The following is a 14,346-nucleotide window of genomic DNA, read 5'->3' as shown; positions in this document are numbered from 1 at the left end:
CCGGGCCGGAGCCCGGTTTCACCTTGCGCTCGGCGCTCAGCGTGCGCGGTAGGTGATGCGACCCTTGCTCAGGTCGTAGGGAGTCAGTTCGACGCGAACCTTGTCGCCGGTCAGGATGCGGATGTAGTTCTTGCGCATCTTGCCGGAGATGTGCGCGGTAACGACGTGCCCGTTCTCCAACTCCACGCGGAACATGGTGTTGGGCAGGGTGTCGACGACAGTGCCTTCCATTTCGAAGCTGTCTTCTTTCGACATGCAGTAGAGCCCTCGGTGTCTATGAATGGCCTGGGTGGCCTGAAAAAAGGCGAGTATTGTGCCTGAAATCCATGTCATACGCCAGAAGCGGCGCACCGGCTTCAGCTGAGCGCCACCCAGCGCTGGTTGACGAAGAGTTCGATGGGCCGGTACTGGGTCTTGTAGTTCATCTTCCGGCAGTTCTTGATCCAGTAGCCCAGGTACACCGCGTACAGGCCCAGGCGCTCGGTCTCGGCGATCTGCCAGAGGATGGCGTAGCGCCCCAGGCTGCGGCGTTCCTCGTCGGGGTCGTAGAAGGTGTAGACCGCCGACAGGCCGTTGGGCAGCACGTCGGTGACCGCCACGGCGAGCAGGCGGCCCTGCAGGCGGAACTCGTAGAAGCAGCTGAACGGCAGGTCGCGCACCAGGAAGGTGCTGAACTGGTCGCGGCTGGGCGGGTACATGTCGCCGTCGGCGTGGCGCTGCTCGATGTAGCGCATGTACAGCGCGTAGTACTCCTCGGTGAAGGCCGGGCGGCGCTTGAGCACCTTGAGGTCGGCGTTGCGCTTGATGATGCGCTTCTGCTGGCGGTTGGGCTGGAAGCCGCCGGCGGGGATGCGCGCCGGGATGCAGGCGGTGCAGTGCTGGCAGTGCGGGCGATAGAGGTGCTCGCCGCTGCGACGGAAACCGACTTCCGACAGCGAGGCATACAGCTGCGCATCCATGGGCTGGCTGGGATCGAGGAACAGAGTGGTGGCCTGCTCCTCGGGCAGGTAGCTGCATGGGTGCGGCTGCGTCGCGTAGAACTTCAGTCGGGCCAGTTCGGTCATGGTCAACCCCCGCGATAACCCTCTGGCAAGTTTATGCCAGTCCGCGCGAGTCCGCTTGCGAACGCCAGTCGCAGAGCGGCGTTTCGTCGAGATGACGGCGCAGGTGGCTGGCGAAGTCGGCGCGGCTGATGGCGCGGGCGCCGAAGCTGTGCAGGTGCTGGGTGGGCATCTGGCAGTCGATCAATACGAACCCGGCGGCGCGCAGATGTTGCACCAGGGTGACGAATGCCACCTTGGAGGCGTTGTCGGCGCGGCTGAACATGGACTCGCCGAAGAACAGCCGGCCCATGGTCAGGCCGTAGAGGCCGCCGACCAGCTGCTCGCCGTCCCAGCTTTCCACCGAGTGGGCGATGCCCTGGCGGTGCAACTGGCGGTAGGCGTCCTGCATCGGCTGGGTGATCCAGGTGCCGTCGGCATAGTCGCGCGGGGCGGCGCAGGCGGCGATGACCTGGTCGAAGGCGGTATCGAAGGTCACCCGGTAGCGGCCCTGGCGCAGGCACTTGGCCAGGCTGCGGGAGACGTGCAGTTCGTCGGGGAAGAGCACGGTGCGCGGGTCCGGCGACCACCAGAGGATCGGCTGGTCGTCCTGGTACCAGGGGAAGCAGCCGTGGCGGTAGGCGGCCACCAGGCGGCGCGGGTCGAGGTCGCCACCGGCCGCGAGCAGGCCGTTGGGCTCGTGCAGGGCCTGGTCGAGGGGCGGGAAGTCGAAATTGCCGCGGGAAAGCCAGCTGAGCATGGCGGGGTAGGGGAGGGCGGGGCCCTCCCCGGGCCTGTCAGTGGCTGTCGTCGAGGTATTTCTCGGCGTCCAGCGCGGCCATGCAGCCGGCGCCCGCCGAGGTGATGGCCTGGCGGTAGACGTGGTCGGCCACGTCGCCGGCGGCGAACACGCCGGGGATGCTGGTGGCGGTGGCATTGCCTTCGCCGCCGCCCTTGACCACCAGGTAGCCGTCGCGCATTTCCAGCTGGCCGGTGAACAGGTCGGTGTTGGGCTTGTGGCCGATGGCGATGAACACGCCGGCCAGGTCCAACTGGCGGGTCTCGCCGCTGTTCACGTCCTTCAGGCGCACGCCGACCACGCCCATGTCGTCGCCCAGGACTTCGTCCAGGGTGGTGTTCCAGTGCAGGCGCACGTTGCCGTTCTTCGCCTTCTCGAACAGCTTGTCCTGGAGGATCTTCTCCGAGCGCAGCTTGTCGCGGCGGTGGATCAGGTGCACTTCCTTGGCGATGTTGGCCAGGTACAGCGCTTCCTCGACCGCGGTGTTGCCGCCGCCGACCACGCAGACCACCTGGTTGCGGTAGAAGAAGCCGTCGCAGGTGGCGCAGGCGGAGACGCCCTTGCCCATGAAGGCCTCTTCCGAAGCCATGCCCAGGTATTGCGCGGAGGCGCCGGTGGCGATGATCAGGGCGTCGCAGCTGTAGGTGCCGCTGTCACCCTTGAGGATGAACGGCTTCTGCTGCAACTCGGCGGTGTGGATGTGGTCGTAGACGATCTCGGTATCGAAACGCTTGGCGTGCTGCTCCATGCGCTCCATCAGGGCGGGACCGGTCAGGCCCTCGACGTCGCCGGGCCAGTTGTCGACCTCGGTGGTGGTGGTGAGCTGGCCGCCGGGCTGGATGCCGGTGATGACAACAGGCTTGAGGTTGGCCCGCGCGGCGTACACGGCAGCGGTGTAACCCGCCGGGCCGGAGCCCAGGACGATCAGGCGCGAATGCTTGACTTCACTCATAAAAAGACTCCATAAGCCTTTGTCACGTAAGAGAATGCATGCTCCAATTGAGCTGCCGTGAAACCTTGGTGGGCTATGCTACACCGAACCTGGAAAAGGCGGCAAAAGGCGCCGTGGCGGGCCCTGTGGCATCGAGCGGCCAAAGCCGTACAATAGGCCCGTTTTGTCGCCAGATGACTCTCGGACGCGCCCAGTGCGCAGGAATAGACGCGTTTTGAAGGACTCGACCACCGCTAGCCACGCCGCAGCCTGGCGTCAGCAATTGCACATTCGCCTGAAGGAAGGGGCCCTGATCGCGCTCGGCGCGCTCTGCCTCTACCTGTGGATGGCGCTGCTCACCTACGATTCGTCCGATCCGGGCTGGAGCCATTCCAGCCACGTCGAGCAGGTGCAGAACGCCGCTGGTCGCCTGGGGGCCCTGAGCGCCGACATCCTCTTCGTCGCGCTGGGCTACTTCGCCTACCTGTTCCCGCTGCTGCTGGGGGTCAAGACCTGGCAGATCTTCCGCAAGCGCCACATGTCCTGGGAGTTCAGCGGCTGGCTGTTCTCCTGGCGGCTGATCGGCCTGGTGTTCCTGATCCTCTCCGGCTCGGCGCTGGCCTACATCCATTTCCACATCGGTGGCGGCCACCTGCCGGCCTCCGCCGGCGGCGCCGTGGGCGAGAGCCTCGGCCAACTGGCGCTGAACGCCCTCAACGTGCAGGGCAGCACCCTGCTGTTCATCGCCCTGTTCCTGTTCGGCCTGACCGTGTTCGCCGACCTGTCCTGGTTCCAGGTGATGGACGTCACCGGGAAGATCACCCTGGACCTCTTCGAGCTGATCCAGAACGCCTTCAACCGCTGGTGGAGCGCGCGCAGCGAGCACCGGCAGCTGGTCGCGCAATTGCGCGAGGTGGACGAGCGCGTTGCCGAGGTGGCTGCGCCCGTGGTGCCGGACCGCCGCGAGCAGGCCAAGGTCAAGGAACGCCTGATCGAGCGCGAGGAGGCCCTGGCCAAGAGCGTGCAGGAGCGCGAGAAGCGCCCGGCGCCGAAGATCGACGCGCCGCCGCCGCCCAAGCCCGCCGAGCCCAGCAAGCGCGTGCTCAAGGAAAAACAGGCGCCGCTGTTCGTCGACACCGCCGTCGAAGGCACCCTGCCGCCGCTGTCGATCCTCGATCCGGCCGGCGAGAAGAAGCGCAGCTACTCCCCGGAGTCGCTGGAGGCCATGTCGCGCCTGCTGGAGATCAAGCTCAAGGAGTTCGGCGTCGAGGTGGTGGTCGAGTCGGTGCATCCGGGCCCGGTGATCACCCGTTTCGAAATCCAGCCGGCGGCGGGGGTGAAGGTCAGCCGCATCTCCAACCTGGCCAAGGACCTGGCGCGCTCGCTGGCGGTGATCAGCGTGCGGGTGGTCGAGGTCATCCCCGGCAAGACCACCGTGGGCATCGAGATCCCCAACGAAGACCGGCAGATGGTGCGCTTCTCCGAAGTGCTGATGACCCCGGAGTACGACGAGCACAAGTCCACCGTGCCGCTGGCCCTGGGCCACGACATCGGCGGCCACCCGGTCATCACTGACCTGGCGAAGATGCCGCACCTGCTGGTGGCCGGTACCACCGGCTCGGGCAAGTCGGTGGGGGTGAACGCCATGCTGCTGTCGATCCTGTTCAAGTCCACGCCCCAGGATGCGCGGCTGATCATGATAGACCCGAAGATGCTCGAACTGTCGATCTACGAGGGCATCCCGCACCTGCTCTGCCCGGTGGTCACCGACATGAAGGAGGCGGCCAACGCCCTGCGCTGGAGCGTCGCCGAGATGGAGCGGCGCTACAAGCTGATGGCCGCCATGGGCGTGCGCAACCTGGCCGGCTTCAACCGCAAGGTGAAGGACGCCGAGGAGGCCGGCACGCCGCTGACCGACCCGCTGTACCGCCGCGAAAGCATGGAAGACGAGGCGCCGCTGCTGCACACGCTGCCGACCATAGTGGTGGTGGTGGACGAATTCGCCGACATGATGATGATCGTCGGCAAGAAGGTCGAAGAGCTGATCGCCCGTATCGCGCAGAAGGCGCGGGCCGCGGGCATCCACCTGATCCTCGCCACCCAGCGCCCCTCGGTGGACGTGATCACCGGCCTGATCAAGGCCAACATCCCGACCCGCATCGCCTTCCAGGTGTCGAGCAAGATCGACTCGCGGACCATCCTCGACCAGGGTGGCGCCGAACAGCTGCTGGGCCACGGCGACATGCTCTACCTGCCGCCGGGCACCGGCCTGCCGATCCGCGTCCACGGCGCCTTCGTCTCCGACGACGAGGTACACCGCGTGGTCGAGGCCTGGAAGCTGCGCGGCGCGCCCGACTACATCGAGGACATCCTCGCCGGCGCCGATGAAGGCGGTGGCGGCAGCTTCGAAGGTGGCGGCGGCGGTGAAGGTGGCGAGGGTAGCGAGGACGACCCGCTGTACGACGAGGCCGTACGCTTCGTCACCGAGAGCCGCCGCGCCTCCATCTCCGCGGTGCAGCGCAAGCTGAAGATCGGCTACAACCGCGCCGCGCGCATGATCGAGGCGATGGAAATGGCCGGTGTGGTCACCCCGATGAATTCCAACGGCTCGCGCGAAGTGACCGCGCCGGCCCCCATCCGCGACTGATCGAGGATTTCCATGCGACTGATCCGCATGCTCGTGCTTGCCGCGCTGGCCGTCGCCGGCATCCAGGCCCACGCCGACGATGCCGCCACCCAGCGCCTGAGTGCGATGCTGAGCAAGGCCCAGACCCTGAGCGCGCGCTTCTCCCAGCTGACCCTGGACGGCAGCGGCACCCGCCTGCAGGAGACCGCCGGCAACCTGGCGCTCAAGCGCCCGGGCCTGTTCCGCTGGCACACCGACGCGCCCCAGGAGCAGCTGTTGATCTCCAACGGCGAGAAGATCTGGCTGTACGACCCGGACCTGCAGCAGGTGACCATCCAGAAGCTCGACCAGCGCCTGACCCAGACCCCGGCGCTGCTGCTCTCCGGTGACATCTCGAAGATCCACGAGAGCTTCGACATCACCAGCAAGGACGGCGGCAACGTGGTCGACTTCATCCTCAAGCCGAAGGACAAGGACACCCTGTTCGACAACCTGCGGATTTCCTTCCGCAACGGGGTGGTCAACGACATGCAGCTGATCGACAGCGTCGGCCAGCGCACCAACATCCTGTTCTTCGACGTGAAGATGAACCAGCCGGTGGACGCCAAGCAGTTCGTCTTCGAGGCGCCCAAGGGCGTCGACGTCATCCAGGAGTGAGCGGGCGCCGCCGGCGCCTGTGAGGTAGCAGCGTGGACCTGTTCCGTTCCGAACCCGTAGCCCAGCCCCTGGCCGCGCGCCTGCGCGCCGCCAGCCTGGACGAATACGTCGGCCAGGAGCACCTGCTCGCCCGCGGCAAGCCGCTGCGCGAGGCGCTGGAGCAGGGCGCGCTGCACTCGATGATCTTCTGGGGCCCGCCGGGGGTGGGCAAGACCACCCTGGCCAAGCTGCTGGCGCAGGTCTCCGACGCCCACTTCGAGACCATCTCCGCGGTGCTCTCGGGGGTGAAGGAAATCCGCCAGTCGGTGGAGATGGCCAAGCAGCAGGCCGCGCAGTACGGCCGCCGCACCATCCTCTTCGTCGACGAGGTGCACCGCTTCAACAAGAGCCAGCAGGACGCCTTCCTGCCCTACGTCGAAGACGGCACCCTGATCTTCATCGGCGCCACCACCGAGAACCCCTCGTTCGAGCTGAACAACGCACTGCTCTCGCGGGCCCGCGTCTACGTGCTGAAAAGCCTGGACGAGGCCGCCCTGCGCAAGCTGGTGCAGCGCGCGCTGAGCGAGGACAAGGGCCTCGGCAAGCGCCACCTGAGCCTGCCGGAGGAAAGCTTCGCCATCCTCATGGCCGCCGCCGACGGTGACGGCCGACGCCTGCTCAACCTGCTGGAGAACGCCTCCGACCTGGCCGAGGACGGCGGCGAGATCAGCCCCGAGCTGCTGCAGAACCTGCTGGGCGACAGCCGCCGGCGCTTCGACAAGGGCGGAGAGGCCTTCTACGACCAGATCAGCGCCCTGCACAAGTCGGTGCGCGGCTCGAGCCCCGACGGCGCGCTCTACTGGTACGCGCGCATGCTCGACGGCGGCTGCGACCCGCTGTACATCGCCCGCCGCGTGGTGCGCATGGCCAGCGAGGACATCGGCAACGCCGACCCCCGCGCCCTGACCCTGTGCCTGCACGCCTGGGACGTGCAGGAGCGCCTGGGCAGCCCGGAAGGCGAACTGGCCATCGCCCAGGCCATCGTCTACCTGGCCTGCGCGCCGAAGAGCAACGCGGTCTACAACGCCTACAACACGGCGCGCCGCGACGTCGCCGAGAACGGCTCGCTGGAAGTGCCGCTGCACCTGCGCAACGCACCGACCAAACTGATGAAGAACCTCGGCTACGGCGAGGAGTATCGTTACGCCCATGACGAACCCGACGCCTACGCCGCCGGGGAAGACTACTTCCCCGAAGGGCTCGAACCGCGCCAGTATTACCAGCCCGTGCCCCGTGGCCTGGAACTGAAGATCGGCGAGAAGCTCAAGCACCTGGCGGCCCTGGACCGGGCCAGCCCGAGAAAACGCAGAAAATCCTGAGCGGCGCCCGAGCGCCGCCGACACTAGACACGAGAACAGACCATGCTCGATTCCAAACTGGTACGCACCCAGCCGCAGGAAGTGGCCGACCGCCTCGCCGCCCGCGGTTTCACCCTGGACGTGGCGCGCATCGAGGCGCTGGAGAACCAGCGCAAGTCCGTGCAGACCCGCACCGAGACCCTGCAGGCCGAGCGCAACGCGCGTTCCAAGTCGATCGGCCAGGCCATGAAGCGTGGCGAGGACGTCGAGCCGCTCAAGGCCGAGGTCAACCGCATGGCCGACGAGCTGGAAGCCGGCAAGCGCGAGCTGGACGTGATCCAGGCCGAGCTGGACGCGCTGCTGCTGACCATCCCCAACCTGCCCCACGAGTCGGTGCCGGTGGGCGCGGACGAGGAAGACAACCTCGAAGTGCGCCGCTGGGGCACCCCGCGCAGCTTCGACTTCGCCATCAAGGACCACGTCGCCCTCGGCGAGCAGCACGGCTGGCTGGACTTCGAGACCGCCGCGCGGCTGTCCGGCGCCCGCTTCGCCCTGATGCGCGGCCCCATCGCCCGCCTGCACCGCGCCCTGGCGCAGTTCATGATCGACCTGCACACCCGCGAGCACGGCTACGAGGAGGCCTACACCCCGTACCTGGTGCAGGCGCCGGCGCTGCAGGGCACCGGCCAGCTGCCGAAGTTCGAGGAAGACCTGTTCAAGATCGGCCGCGATGGCGAGGCCGACCTGTACCTGATCCCCACCGCCGAAGTCTCGCTGACCAACATCGTCGCCGGGCAGATCCTCGACGCCCGGGAGCTGCCGCTGAAGTTCGTCGCCCACACCCCGTGCTTCCGCAGCGAAGCCGGCGCCTCGGGCCGCGATACCCGCGGGATGATCCGCCAGCACCAGTTCGACAAGGTCGAGATGGTGCAGATCGTCGACCCGGCCAAGTCCTGGGAAGCCCTGGAAAGCCTGGTCGGCAACGCCGAGAAGGTGCTGCAGGCCCTGGAGCTGCCGTACCGCGTGCTGGCGCTGTGCACCGGCGACATGGGCTTCAGCGCGGCCAAGACCTACGACCTGGAAGTCTGGGTGCCGAGCCAGGACAAGTACCGCGAGATTTCCTCCTGCTCCAACTGCGGCGACTTCCAGGCCCGCCGCATGCAGGCGCGCTTCCGCAACCCGGAAACCGGCAAGCCGGAACTGCTGCACACCCTCAACGGCTCCGGCCTGGCGGTGGGCCGCACCCTGGTCGCCGTGCTGGAGAACTACCAGCAGGCCGACGGCAGCATCCGCGTCCCCGAGGTGCTCAAGCCCTACATGGGCGGCATCGAGGTGATCGGCTGAGATGGATGCGCTGCCGCTGTTCCACGTCCTGCGCGGGCGTCGCGCACTCCTGGTCGGCGGCGGTGAGGTCGCCCTGCGCAAGGCGCGCCTGCTCGACAGCGCGGGCGCCGTGCTGCGGGTGGTCGCGCCCCAGGTCCACAGCGAGCTGCGCGAACTGGTGGAGCAGGGCGCTGGCGAACTGCTCGAACGCCGCTACGCCGAGGGCGACCTGGCCGACTGCGTGCTGGCCATCGCCGCCACCGACGACGAGCCGCTGAATGCCCAGGTCTCCCGCGATGCCCACGCCCGCGGCGTGCCGGTCAACGTGGTGGACGCGCCGGCGCTGTGCAGCGTGATCTTCCCCGCCATCGTCGATCGCTCGCCCTTGCTGGTGGCCGTCTCCAGCGGCGGCGACGCGCCGGTGCTGGCGCGCCTGCTGCGGGCACGGCTGGAAACCTGGATCCCCGCCACCTACGGCCAGCTGGCCGGGCTGGCCAGCCGCTTCCGCGAAGCGGTCAAGCGGCGCCTGCCGGACCTGCAACAGCGCCGCCAGTTCTGGGAAGAGGTGTTCCAGGGCCCGGTGGCCGAACGCATGCTCGCCGGCCAGCCGGCGGAAGCCGAGCGCCTGCTGGCGGACAAGCTGGAAAAAGGCCAGGCCGAAGCCCGTGGCGAGGTCTACCTGGTCGGCGCAGGCCCCGGCGACCCGGACCTGCTGACCTTCCGCGCCCTGCGCCTGATGCAGCAGGCCGACGTGGTGCTCTACGACCGCCTGGTGGCCCCGGCCATCCTCGAACTGTGCCGCCGCGACGCCGACCGCCTGTACGTCGGCAAGCGCCGCGCGGACCACGCGGTGCCCCAGGACGAGATCAACCGCAAGCTGGTCGAGCTGGCCAAACAGGGCAAGCGCGTGCTGCGCCTGAAGGGCGGCGACCCGTTCATCTTCGGCCGCGGCGGCGAGGAAATCGACGAGCTGGCGGCCAACGGCATCCCCTTCCAGGTGGTGCCGGGCATCACCGCGGCCAGCGGCTGCGCGGCCTACGCCGGCATCCCGCTGACCCACCGCGACTACGCCCAGTCGGTGCGCTTCGTCACCGGCCACCTGAAGGACGGCACCAGCGACCTGCCGTGGAACAACCTGGTGGCCCCGGGCCAGACCCTGGTGTTCTACATGGGCCTGGTGGGCCTGCCGGTGATCTGCGAGGAGCTTGTGCGCCACGGCCGCTCCGCCGACACGCCCGCCGCGTTGATCCAGCAGGGCACCACCGAACACCAGCGGGTGTTCACCGGTACCCTGGCCAATCTGCCGCAATTGGTCGCCGAGCACGAGGTGCACGCGCCGACGCTGGTGATAGTCGGCGAGGTGGTCACCCTGCGCGACAAGCTCGCCTGGTTCGAAGGTCAGCGATGAAAGCCTGGCGCGCTACGATGGCCTGGGGCGCGGCCTGCGCCCTGGCTGCCGCGGCCTTGCCGGCCGGCGCCGCCAGCTTCGACTGCAGGAAGGCGCGCCACACCGATGAAAAAGCCATCTGCGCCGACCGCCAGCTGTCCGAGCTGGACGTGCAGATGGCCACCACCTACCGCCTGCTCAGCGGCCTGTTCGCCATGGGCATGCGCGGCAACATGGGCGACGCCCAGCTGGCCTGGCTGGACCAGCGCCGCGCCTGCGGCAGCAACAAGGCCTGCCTGAAGAAACGCTACCAGGAACGCCTGGACGCCCTGCAGAAAATCTACGACGGCATCGACAAGCCGCTCTGAGGCGCCGAATTCCTGACCGTAGGGCGAATGACCGTTCGCGGTTATCCGCCGCTACACCTTTCCTGTCGGCAACTCCGTGGCGCGCCTCCGACGGCGGCTCCGTGCCCGGCACCGAGCGGAATGCGGCCAAGGTCAAACGGCGGATAACGCCGGAGGCGTTATGCGCCCTACGCCAGGCCCACCCGTAGGGCGTACAACCGTTCGCGGTTGTACGCCATTGCTGTTCTTGCCGCCAACGCCGTGGCCGAACCCGAAGCGCCGATTCCGTAGGATGGGTGGAGCGAAGCGATACCCATCGCCATGCCGCATGGGCCTCGCCGAGGTTCAAGACCGTTGCGCCTTCAACCCTTGCGCGCAATCCCCTTGCCCGGCAGGTGCCCGCGCCCGTGCGGCCCGCTGAAGTCCTGCTGTGGCCCCAGCGGCACTATGCCGGTCGGGTTGATGGTGCGGTGGCTGCCGTAATAGTGGTTCTTGATGTGCTGGAAGTTCACCGTGCTCGCCACTCCCGGCAACTGGTAAAGCTCGCGCAGCCAGCCGGACAGGTTCGGGTAATCCGCCAGGCGCCGCAGGTTGCACTTGAAGTGCCCGTGGTACACGGCGTCGAAGCGCACCAGCGTGGTGAACAGGCGGATGTCGGCCTCGGTCAGGTACTCGCCGGCCAGGTAGCGCCGCTCGCCCAGGCGCTTCTCCAGGCAGTCGAGTTCCTCGAACAGGGTGACGAAGGCCTCTTCATAGGCCGCCTGGGTGGTGGCGAAGCCGGCGCGGTACACGCCGTTGTTCACCGCCGGGTAGATGCGCTCGTTCAGCGCGTCTATCTCGCCCTGCAACGGCGTGGGGTAGAGGTCCAGGTCGTTGCCGGTCAGGCCGTCGAAGGCCGAGTTGAACATGCGGATGATTTCCGCCGACTCGTTGCTGACGATGCGCTTGCGCTGCTTGTCCCACAGCACCGGCACGGTGACGCGGCCGGTGTAGTGCGGGTCGTCGCGGGTGTAGCGCTGGTGCAGGAACTCCAGGCCGTCCAGGGCGTCGCCGGTGGAGCCCAGGCTGCGGTCGAAGGTCCAGCCGTTCTCCAGCATCAGCCAACTGACCACCGAGACGTCGATCAGCCCGGCCAGGCCCTTGAGCTGGCGGTAGATCAACGTGCGGTGCGCCCAGGGGCAGGCCAGGGAAACGTACAGGTGGTAGCGCCCGGCCTCGGCGCGGAAGCCGCCTTCACCGCTGGGGCCGGCGCTGCCGTCGGCGGTGACCCAGTTGCGGCGTTGCGCGTTCTCGCGCTGGAAGTGGCCGTCCTTGCTGGTGTCGTACCACTGGTCATGCCAGCGGCCATCGATGAGCTGTCCCATGACTGGCTCCTCATGAAAGGGTATGGGAGCCAGTCTACGCCCTTGCCATCGATGGATCGCTGCAAAAACAGGGTGGAAACTATCTATCCGATCGATTTGTCACGGGCAGCCCAGCGTTGCCGGGCCTCGGCGAAGGCCGCCTCGCGGTCGCGGCCCAGCCCGCGCAGGCCCAGGGCGATGGTGGCGACCACCGCCAGTTCGCCGTAGGCGTCCTCCCGTTCGCCGCGCCAGACCTCCGCCAGCACCTGCGGCTCCAGCCGCTCCGGCTTGACGTGGCGCAGCGCCGAGAGGGCCGGCCATTCCTCGTCCCAGCTCTGGCCCGCCTCGGTGCCGTAGAGGTGCGCCGGGCTGTCCGGGTTGATCTCGATCTCGCCGCCTTCGCCCTTGATCACGATGGCGCGGTCGCCGAGCAGGCGGCTGCCTTCGCGGTGGGTCTCCTGGTAGCCGGGGTGGAAGATGCTCTGCAGGATGCAGGTGGCCCCCAGCGGGTTGAGCAGGCGCACCAGGGAGTGGATGGGCGAGCGCAGGCCGAGGGTGTTGCGCAGGTCGATCACCCGCTGCAGCACCGGCATCCAGTCCACCAGCGGGGCGAAGGCCAGGCCGCCGCGGTCGAGCGCTTCGCCCACCGCGTTCCAGTCGCGGCACAGCGGGATGTCCAGCGCCTGCAGCAACTGCTCGGTGTACAGGCGCCCGGCGGTGTGCGCGCCGCCGCCGTGCAGGAGCACGCGGGTGCCGCTGCCGGCCAGGCACTTGGCGGCCAGCAGGTACCAGGGCAGGTGGCGCTTCTTGCCGGCATAGCTGGGCCAGTCGAGATCGACGGCGATCCGCGGTGCGTCCAGGCGGGCGCGCACGGCTTCGGTGAAGCCGGCCAGCTCGTCGGCGCTTTCCTCCTTGTGCCGCAGCAGCATCAGGAAGGCGCCCAGCTGCGCCTCCTCGACCTGGCCATCGAGGATCATGCCGAGGGCCTCGCGGGCTTCCTCGCGGGTCAGGCTGCGCGCGCCGCGCTTGCCCTTGCCGAGGATGCGCACGAACTGCGCGAAGGGGTGTTCGGCGGGTGTCTGCAGGACGAGGGGAGCGGCGGTCATAGGCAATTGGTCGGCTTCGGCAGGCCGGCGAGCTTGGCGGCAAGCTTGGCCGGGGTGCCCTTGAACAGGAGGTTGAGGTGCAGGCTGCTGCCCTTTTCCGCGCCCAGGCGCTGGGCTACGTACTTGATCAGCGGGCGGTTGGCCGGCGACAGCTGGAACTGCGCATAGAACTCGCGCAGCAGGTGGAGGATTTCCCAGTGCTCCGGCGAGAGGTGCAGGCCTTCCTGCTGGGCCAGGGCCTCGGCGACCGGCACCGACCAGTCGTCCAGGTACTGCAGGTAGCCGTCCTTGTCCAGGGCGATGCCGCGCCCTTCCACCATCAGGGTAGTCATAGCCAGGCGTTGACCTTGTCGTAGCGGGTGCAGAGTTCGACGAAGGCGGGGTAGTCCAGCGCCTTCAGGTTGGCCGGCAGCTGTGCCTGCAGGCCGCGCGCCTGCAGGTCCTCGGCGAGGGCGAAGCAGGCGTTGGACAGGTGCTCCAGGCGCTGGCGCGGGGCGCTGCCGGCGGCAAGGGCGTAGACGGCATCGCCACTGAGCAGCAGGCCGTCGTCGTGGGACAGCAGTTGCAGGCAGCTGTCGAAGCGGCCATCGCCGAACGGGGAGTGGGAAAGCAGATGCAGCGTGCTCATCAGAGGGTGATCACCTGGTCGTATTGCTGGGTCAGCTGGCGCAGCGCGAGGTCGTCCAGCACTTCCACCGGCAGGTTCAGGCCTGCACTGGGCAGGCCGCGCTCGGCGAGGCTACGGGCGGCGGCGTAGAGCCTTTCGACACCGAACAGCGGCAGGGCCTGCAGGTTGGCCTGCAGGTCCTTCTGTTCGAGGCTGGCGGGGGCCTGGCCGGGCGCCAGCTGGAACACCCCATCGTCGAGGAAGAGGAAGGCGATGGGCAGGTCGAAGGCACCGCCGGCCAGGGCGATGTCCAGCGCCTCGCGGGCTCCGGGGCCGCTCCACGGGGCCTGGCGGCTGACGATCAGCAGGGACTTGGCCATCAGTCGCCTCCGAAGCAGACCAGGCGGTCCGCCAGTTGTGCCGCTTCATGCAGCTGGCCGAGGCCGGACAGCTCCCAGGGCGCCTGCAGGTTGGCCGCCGGGCGCTGGTAGCGCGCGGCCTCCTCGGCGTTGAGCACGCCACGGCGCAGGGCGGCGGCGATGCATACCACGGCGTCGAGCCGGTGCTCTTCGACGAAGCGCGTCCAGGCCGCCGCCACGTCCAGCTCGTCCTGGCCGCTCACCGGGTTGCTCGAGGCGCTGTGCACGCCGTCCTGGTAGAAGAACAGGCGGACGATCTCGTGGCCGCCGGCGAGCACCGCCTCGGCGAAGCGCAGGGCGCGCCGGGCGGCGGGCGAGTGGGGAGGAGCGAAGAGGGCAATGGCGAATTTCATGGCATGGGCCGGTCGGCGGATTACAGCGCGATGATAAGGCCAGTGCGGGGATTTTGCTGCGCCGGAAAAGG

General features: G+C 68.2%; 16 protein-coding genes. 6 read left to right on the top strand and 10 right to left on the bottom strand.

What is annotated here, in order from left to right:
* Window positions 1-36 precede the first annotated feature (36 nt).
* The 4 genes from infA to trxB form a co-directional block, all read right to left on the bottom strand.
* A complete protein-coding gene (gene infA, locus VV867_RS24805) occupies window positions 37-255 on the bottom strand; it encodes a translation initiation factor IF-1 (protein ID WP_002553999.1) in 219 nt (72 codons plus the stop codon).
* A gap of 101 nt (window positions 256-356) precedes the next feature.
* Entirely contained in the window at window positions 357-1,064 is a 708-nt protein-coding gene (locus tag VV867_RS24800; protein WP_089394870.1) for an arginyltransferase, read from the bottom strand.
* A 31-nt stretch (window positions 1,065-1,095) separates the two neighbouring features.
* Complete coding sequence (aat, locus tag VV867_RS24795) at window positions 1,096-1,800, bottom strand: leucyl/phenylalanyl-tRNA--protein transferase (RefSeq protein ID WP_328567828.1); 705 nt, start codon at window positions 1,798-1,800, stop codon at window positions 1,096-1,098.
* A gap of 37 nt (window positions 1,801-1,837) precedes the next feature.
* The gene (trxB, locus tag VV867_RS24790) at window positions 1,838-2,791 is read right to left on the bottom strand and encodes a thioredoxin-disulfide reductase (RefSeq protein ID WP_275626931.1); all 954 of its coding nucleotides are present in this window, start codon (window positions 2,789-2,791) and stop codon (window positions 1,838-1,840) included.
* A gap of 193 nt (window positions 2,792-2,984) precedes the next feature.
* Here trxB and ftsK point away from each other — a divergent pair, with 193 nt between their 5' ends.
* The 6 genes from ftsK to VV867_RS24760 are packed head-to-tail and all read left to right on the top strand — an operon-like array spanning window position 2,985 to window position 10,468.
* Window positions 2,985-5,417: a DNA translocase FtsK gene (gene ftsK / locus VV867_RS24785; RefSeq protein WP_328567827.1), complete on the top strand. Its 2,433-nt coding sequence runs from the start codon at window positions 2,985-2,987 to the stop codon at window positions 5,415-5,417.
* 12 nt (window positions 5,418-5,429) lie between these two features.
* Window positions 5,430-6,053 (top strand): outer membrane lipoprotein chaperone LolA, encoded by a 624-nt coding sequence (gene lolA / locus VV867_RS24780; protein ID WP_089394866.1) that lies wholly within the window; start codon window positions 5,430-5,432, stop codon window positions 6,051-6,053.
* A 32-nt stretch (window positions 6,054-6,085) separates the two neighbouring features.
* Window positions 6,086-7,411, top strand: coding sequence for a replication-associated recombination protein A (locus tag VV867_RS24775; RefSeq protein WP_328567826.1), 1,326 nt, complete (start codon window positions 6,086-6,088; stop codon window positions 7,409-7,411).
* A 42-nt stretch (window positions 7,412-7,453) separates the two neighbouring features.
* Complete coding sequence (gene serS / locus VV867_RS24770; RefSeq protein WP_275626929.1) at window positions 7,454-8,734, top strand: serine--tRNA ligase; 1,281 nt, start codon at window positions 7,454-7,456, stop codon at window positions 8,732-8,734.
* 1 nt (window position 8,735) lies between these two features.
* Window positions 8,736-10,121, top strand: coding sequence for a siroheme synthase CysG (cysG, locus tag VV867_RS24765; RefSeq protein ID WP_328567825.1), 1,386 nt, complete (start codon window positions 8,736-8,738; stop codon window positions 10,119-10,121).
* 17 nt (window positions 10,122-10,138) lie between these two features.
* Entirely contained in the window at window positions 10,139-10,468 is a 330-nt protein-coding gene (locus tag VV867_RS24760) for a lysozyme inhibitor LprI family protein (RefSeq protein ID WP_109935853.1), read from the top strand.
* Window positions 10,469-10,809: 341 nt separating this feature from the next.
* On the opposite strand, the gene VV867_RS24755 is transcribed toward VV867_RS24760, so the two are convergent.
* The 6 genes from VV867_RS24755 to tusD all read right to left on the bottom strand — a co-directional run bounded on the left by VV867_RS24755 (window position 10,810) and on the right by tusD (window position 14,275).
* Window positions 10,810-11,811 (bottom strand): glutathione S-transferase family protein, encoded by a 1,002-nt coding sequence (locus VV867_RS24755; RefSeq protein ID WP_109935854.1) that lies wholly within the window; start codon window positions 11,809-11,811, stop codon window positions 10,810-10,812.
* A gap of 83 nt (window positions 11,812-11,894) precedes the next feature.
* The gene (locus tag VV867_RS24750) at window positions 11,895-12,896 is read right to left on the bottom strand and encodes a glycosyl transferase family protein (protein WP_328567824.1); all 1,002 of its coding nucleotides are present in this window, start codon (window positions 12,894-12,896) and stop codon (window positions 11,895-11,897) included.
* Window positions 12,893-13,228 carry a TusE/DsrC/DsvC family sulfur relay protein gene (locus VV867_RS24745; protein ID WP_109935856.1) on the bottom strand — a complete coding sequence of 112 codons (336 nt, stop codon included), beginning with the start codon at window positions 13,226-13,228 and terminating at the stop codon, window positions 12,893-12,895. The genes VV867_RS24750 and VV867_RS24745 overlap by 4 nt, the downstream gene beginning before the upstream one ends.
* Window positions 13,225-13,524, bottom strand: a complete 300-nt coding sequence (gene tusB, locus VV867_RS24740) for a sulfurtransferase complex subunit TusB (RefSeq protein ID WP_109935857.1) — start codon at window positions 13,522-13,524, stop codon at window positions 13,225-13,227. The genes VV867_RS24745 and tusB overlap by 4 nt, the downstream gene beginning before the upstream one ends.
* Window positions 13,524-13,883, bottom strand: coding sequence for a sulfurtransferase complex subunit TusC (gene tusC, locus VV867_RS24735; RefSeq protein ID WP_089394858.1), 360 nt, complete (start codon window positions 13,881-13,883; stop codon window positions 13,524-13,526). Before tusC ends, tusB begins: the two co-directional genes overlap by 1 nt.
* Window positions 13,883-14,275 carry a sulfurtransferase complex subunit TusD gene (gene tusD / locus VV867_RS24730; protein ID WP_328567823.1) on the bottom strand — a complete coding sequence of 131 codons (393 nt, stop codon included), beginning with the start codon at window positions 14,273-14,275 and terminating at the stop codon, window positions 13,883-13,885. Before tusD ends, tusC begins: the two co-directional genes overlap by 1 nt.
* Window positions 14,276-14,346: the final 71 nt, after the last annotated feature.

The sequence above is a fragment of the Pseudomonas sp. JH-2 genome (genome assembly GCF_036231725.1).
GTDB classification, from domain to species: Bacteria; Pseudomonadota; Gammaproteobacteria; order Pseudomonadales; family Pseudomonadaceae; genus Pseudomonas; species Pseudomonas delhiensis.
Note: the sequence above shows the minus strand (reverse complement) of the source record. Positions and strands in the feature narration are given on the sequence as shown.

Bases quoted from the DNA above. Each gene is read 5' to 3' on its own strand.
- infA (WP_002553999.1), bottom strand. From the start codon at position 255: ATGTCGAAAGAAGACAGCTTCGAAATGGAAGGCACTGTCGTCGACACC.
- VV867_RS24800 (WP_089394870.1), bottom strand. From the start codon at position 1,064: ATGACCGAACTGGCCCGACTGAAGTTCTACGCGACGCAGCCGCACCCA.
- aat (WP_328567828.1), bottom strand. From the start codon at position 1,800: ATGCTCAGCTGGCTTTCCCGCGGCAATTTCGACTTCCCGCCCCTCGAC.
- trxB (WP_275626931.1), bottom strand. From the start codon at position 2,791: ATGAGTGAAGTCAAGCATTCGCGCCTGATCGTCCTGGGCTCCGGCCCG.
- lolA (WP_089394866.1), top strand. From the start codon at position 5,430: ATGCGACTGATCCGCATGCTCGTGCTTGCCGCGCTGGCCGTCGCCGGC.
- serS (WP_275626929.1), top strand. From the start codon at position 7,454: ATGCTCGATTCCAAACTGGTACGCACCCAGCCGCAGGAAGTGGCCGAC.
- cysG (WP_328567825.1), top strand. From the start codon at position 8,736: ATGGATGCGCTGCCGCTGTTCCACGTCCTGCGCGGGCGTCGCGCACTC.
- VV867_RS24760 (WP_109935853.1), top strand. From the start codon at position 10,139: ATGGCCTGGGGCGCGGCCTGCGCCCTGGCTGCCGCGGCCTTGCCGGCC.
- VV867_RS24755 (WP_109935854.1), bottom strand. From the start codon at position 11,811: ATGGGACAGCTCATCGATGGCCGCTGGCATGACCAGTGGTACGACACC.
- VV867_RS24750 (WP_328567824.1), bottom strand. From the start codon at position 12,896: ATGACCGCCGCTCCCCTCGTCCTGCAGACACCCGCCGAACACCCCTTC.
- VV867_RS24745 (WP_109935856.1), bottom strand. From the start codon at position 13,228: ATGACTACCCTGATGGTGGAAGGGCGCGGCATCGCCCTGGACAAGGAC.
- tusB (WP_109935857.1), bottom strand. From the start codon at position 13,524: ATGAGCACGCTGCATCTGCTTTCCCACTCCCCGTTCGGCGATGGCCGC.
- tusC (WP_089394858.1), bottom strand. From the start codon at position 13,883: ATGGCCAAGTCCCTGCTGATCGTCAGCCGCCAGGCCCCGTGGAGCGGC.
- tusD (WP_328567823.1), bottom strand. From the start codon at position 14,275: ATGAAATTCGCCATTGCCCTCTTCGCTCCTCCCCACTCGCCCGCCGCC.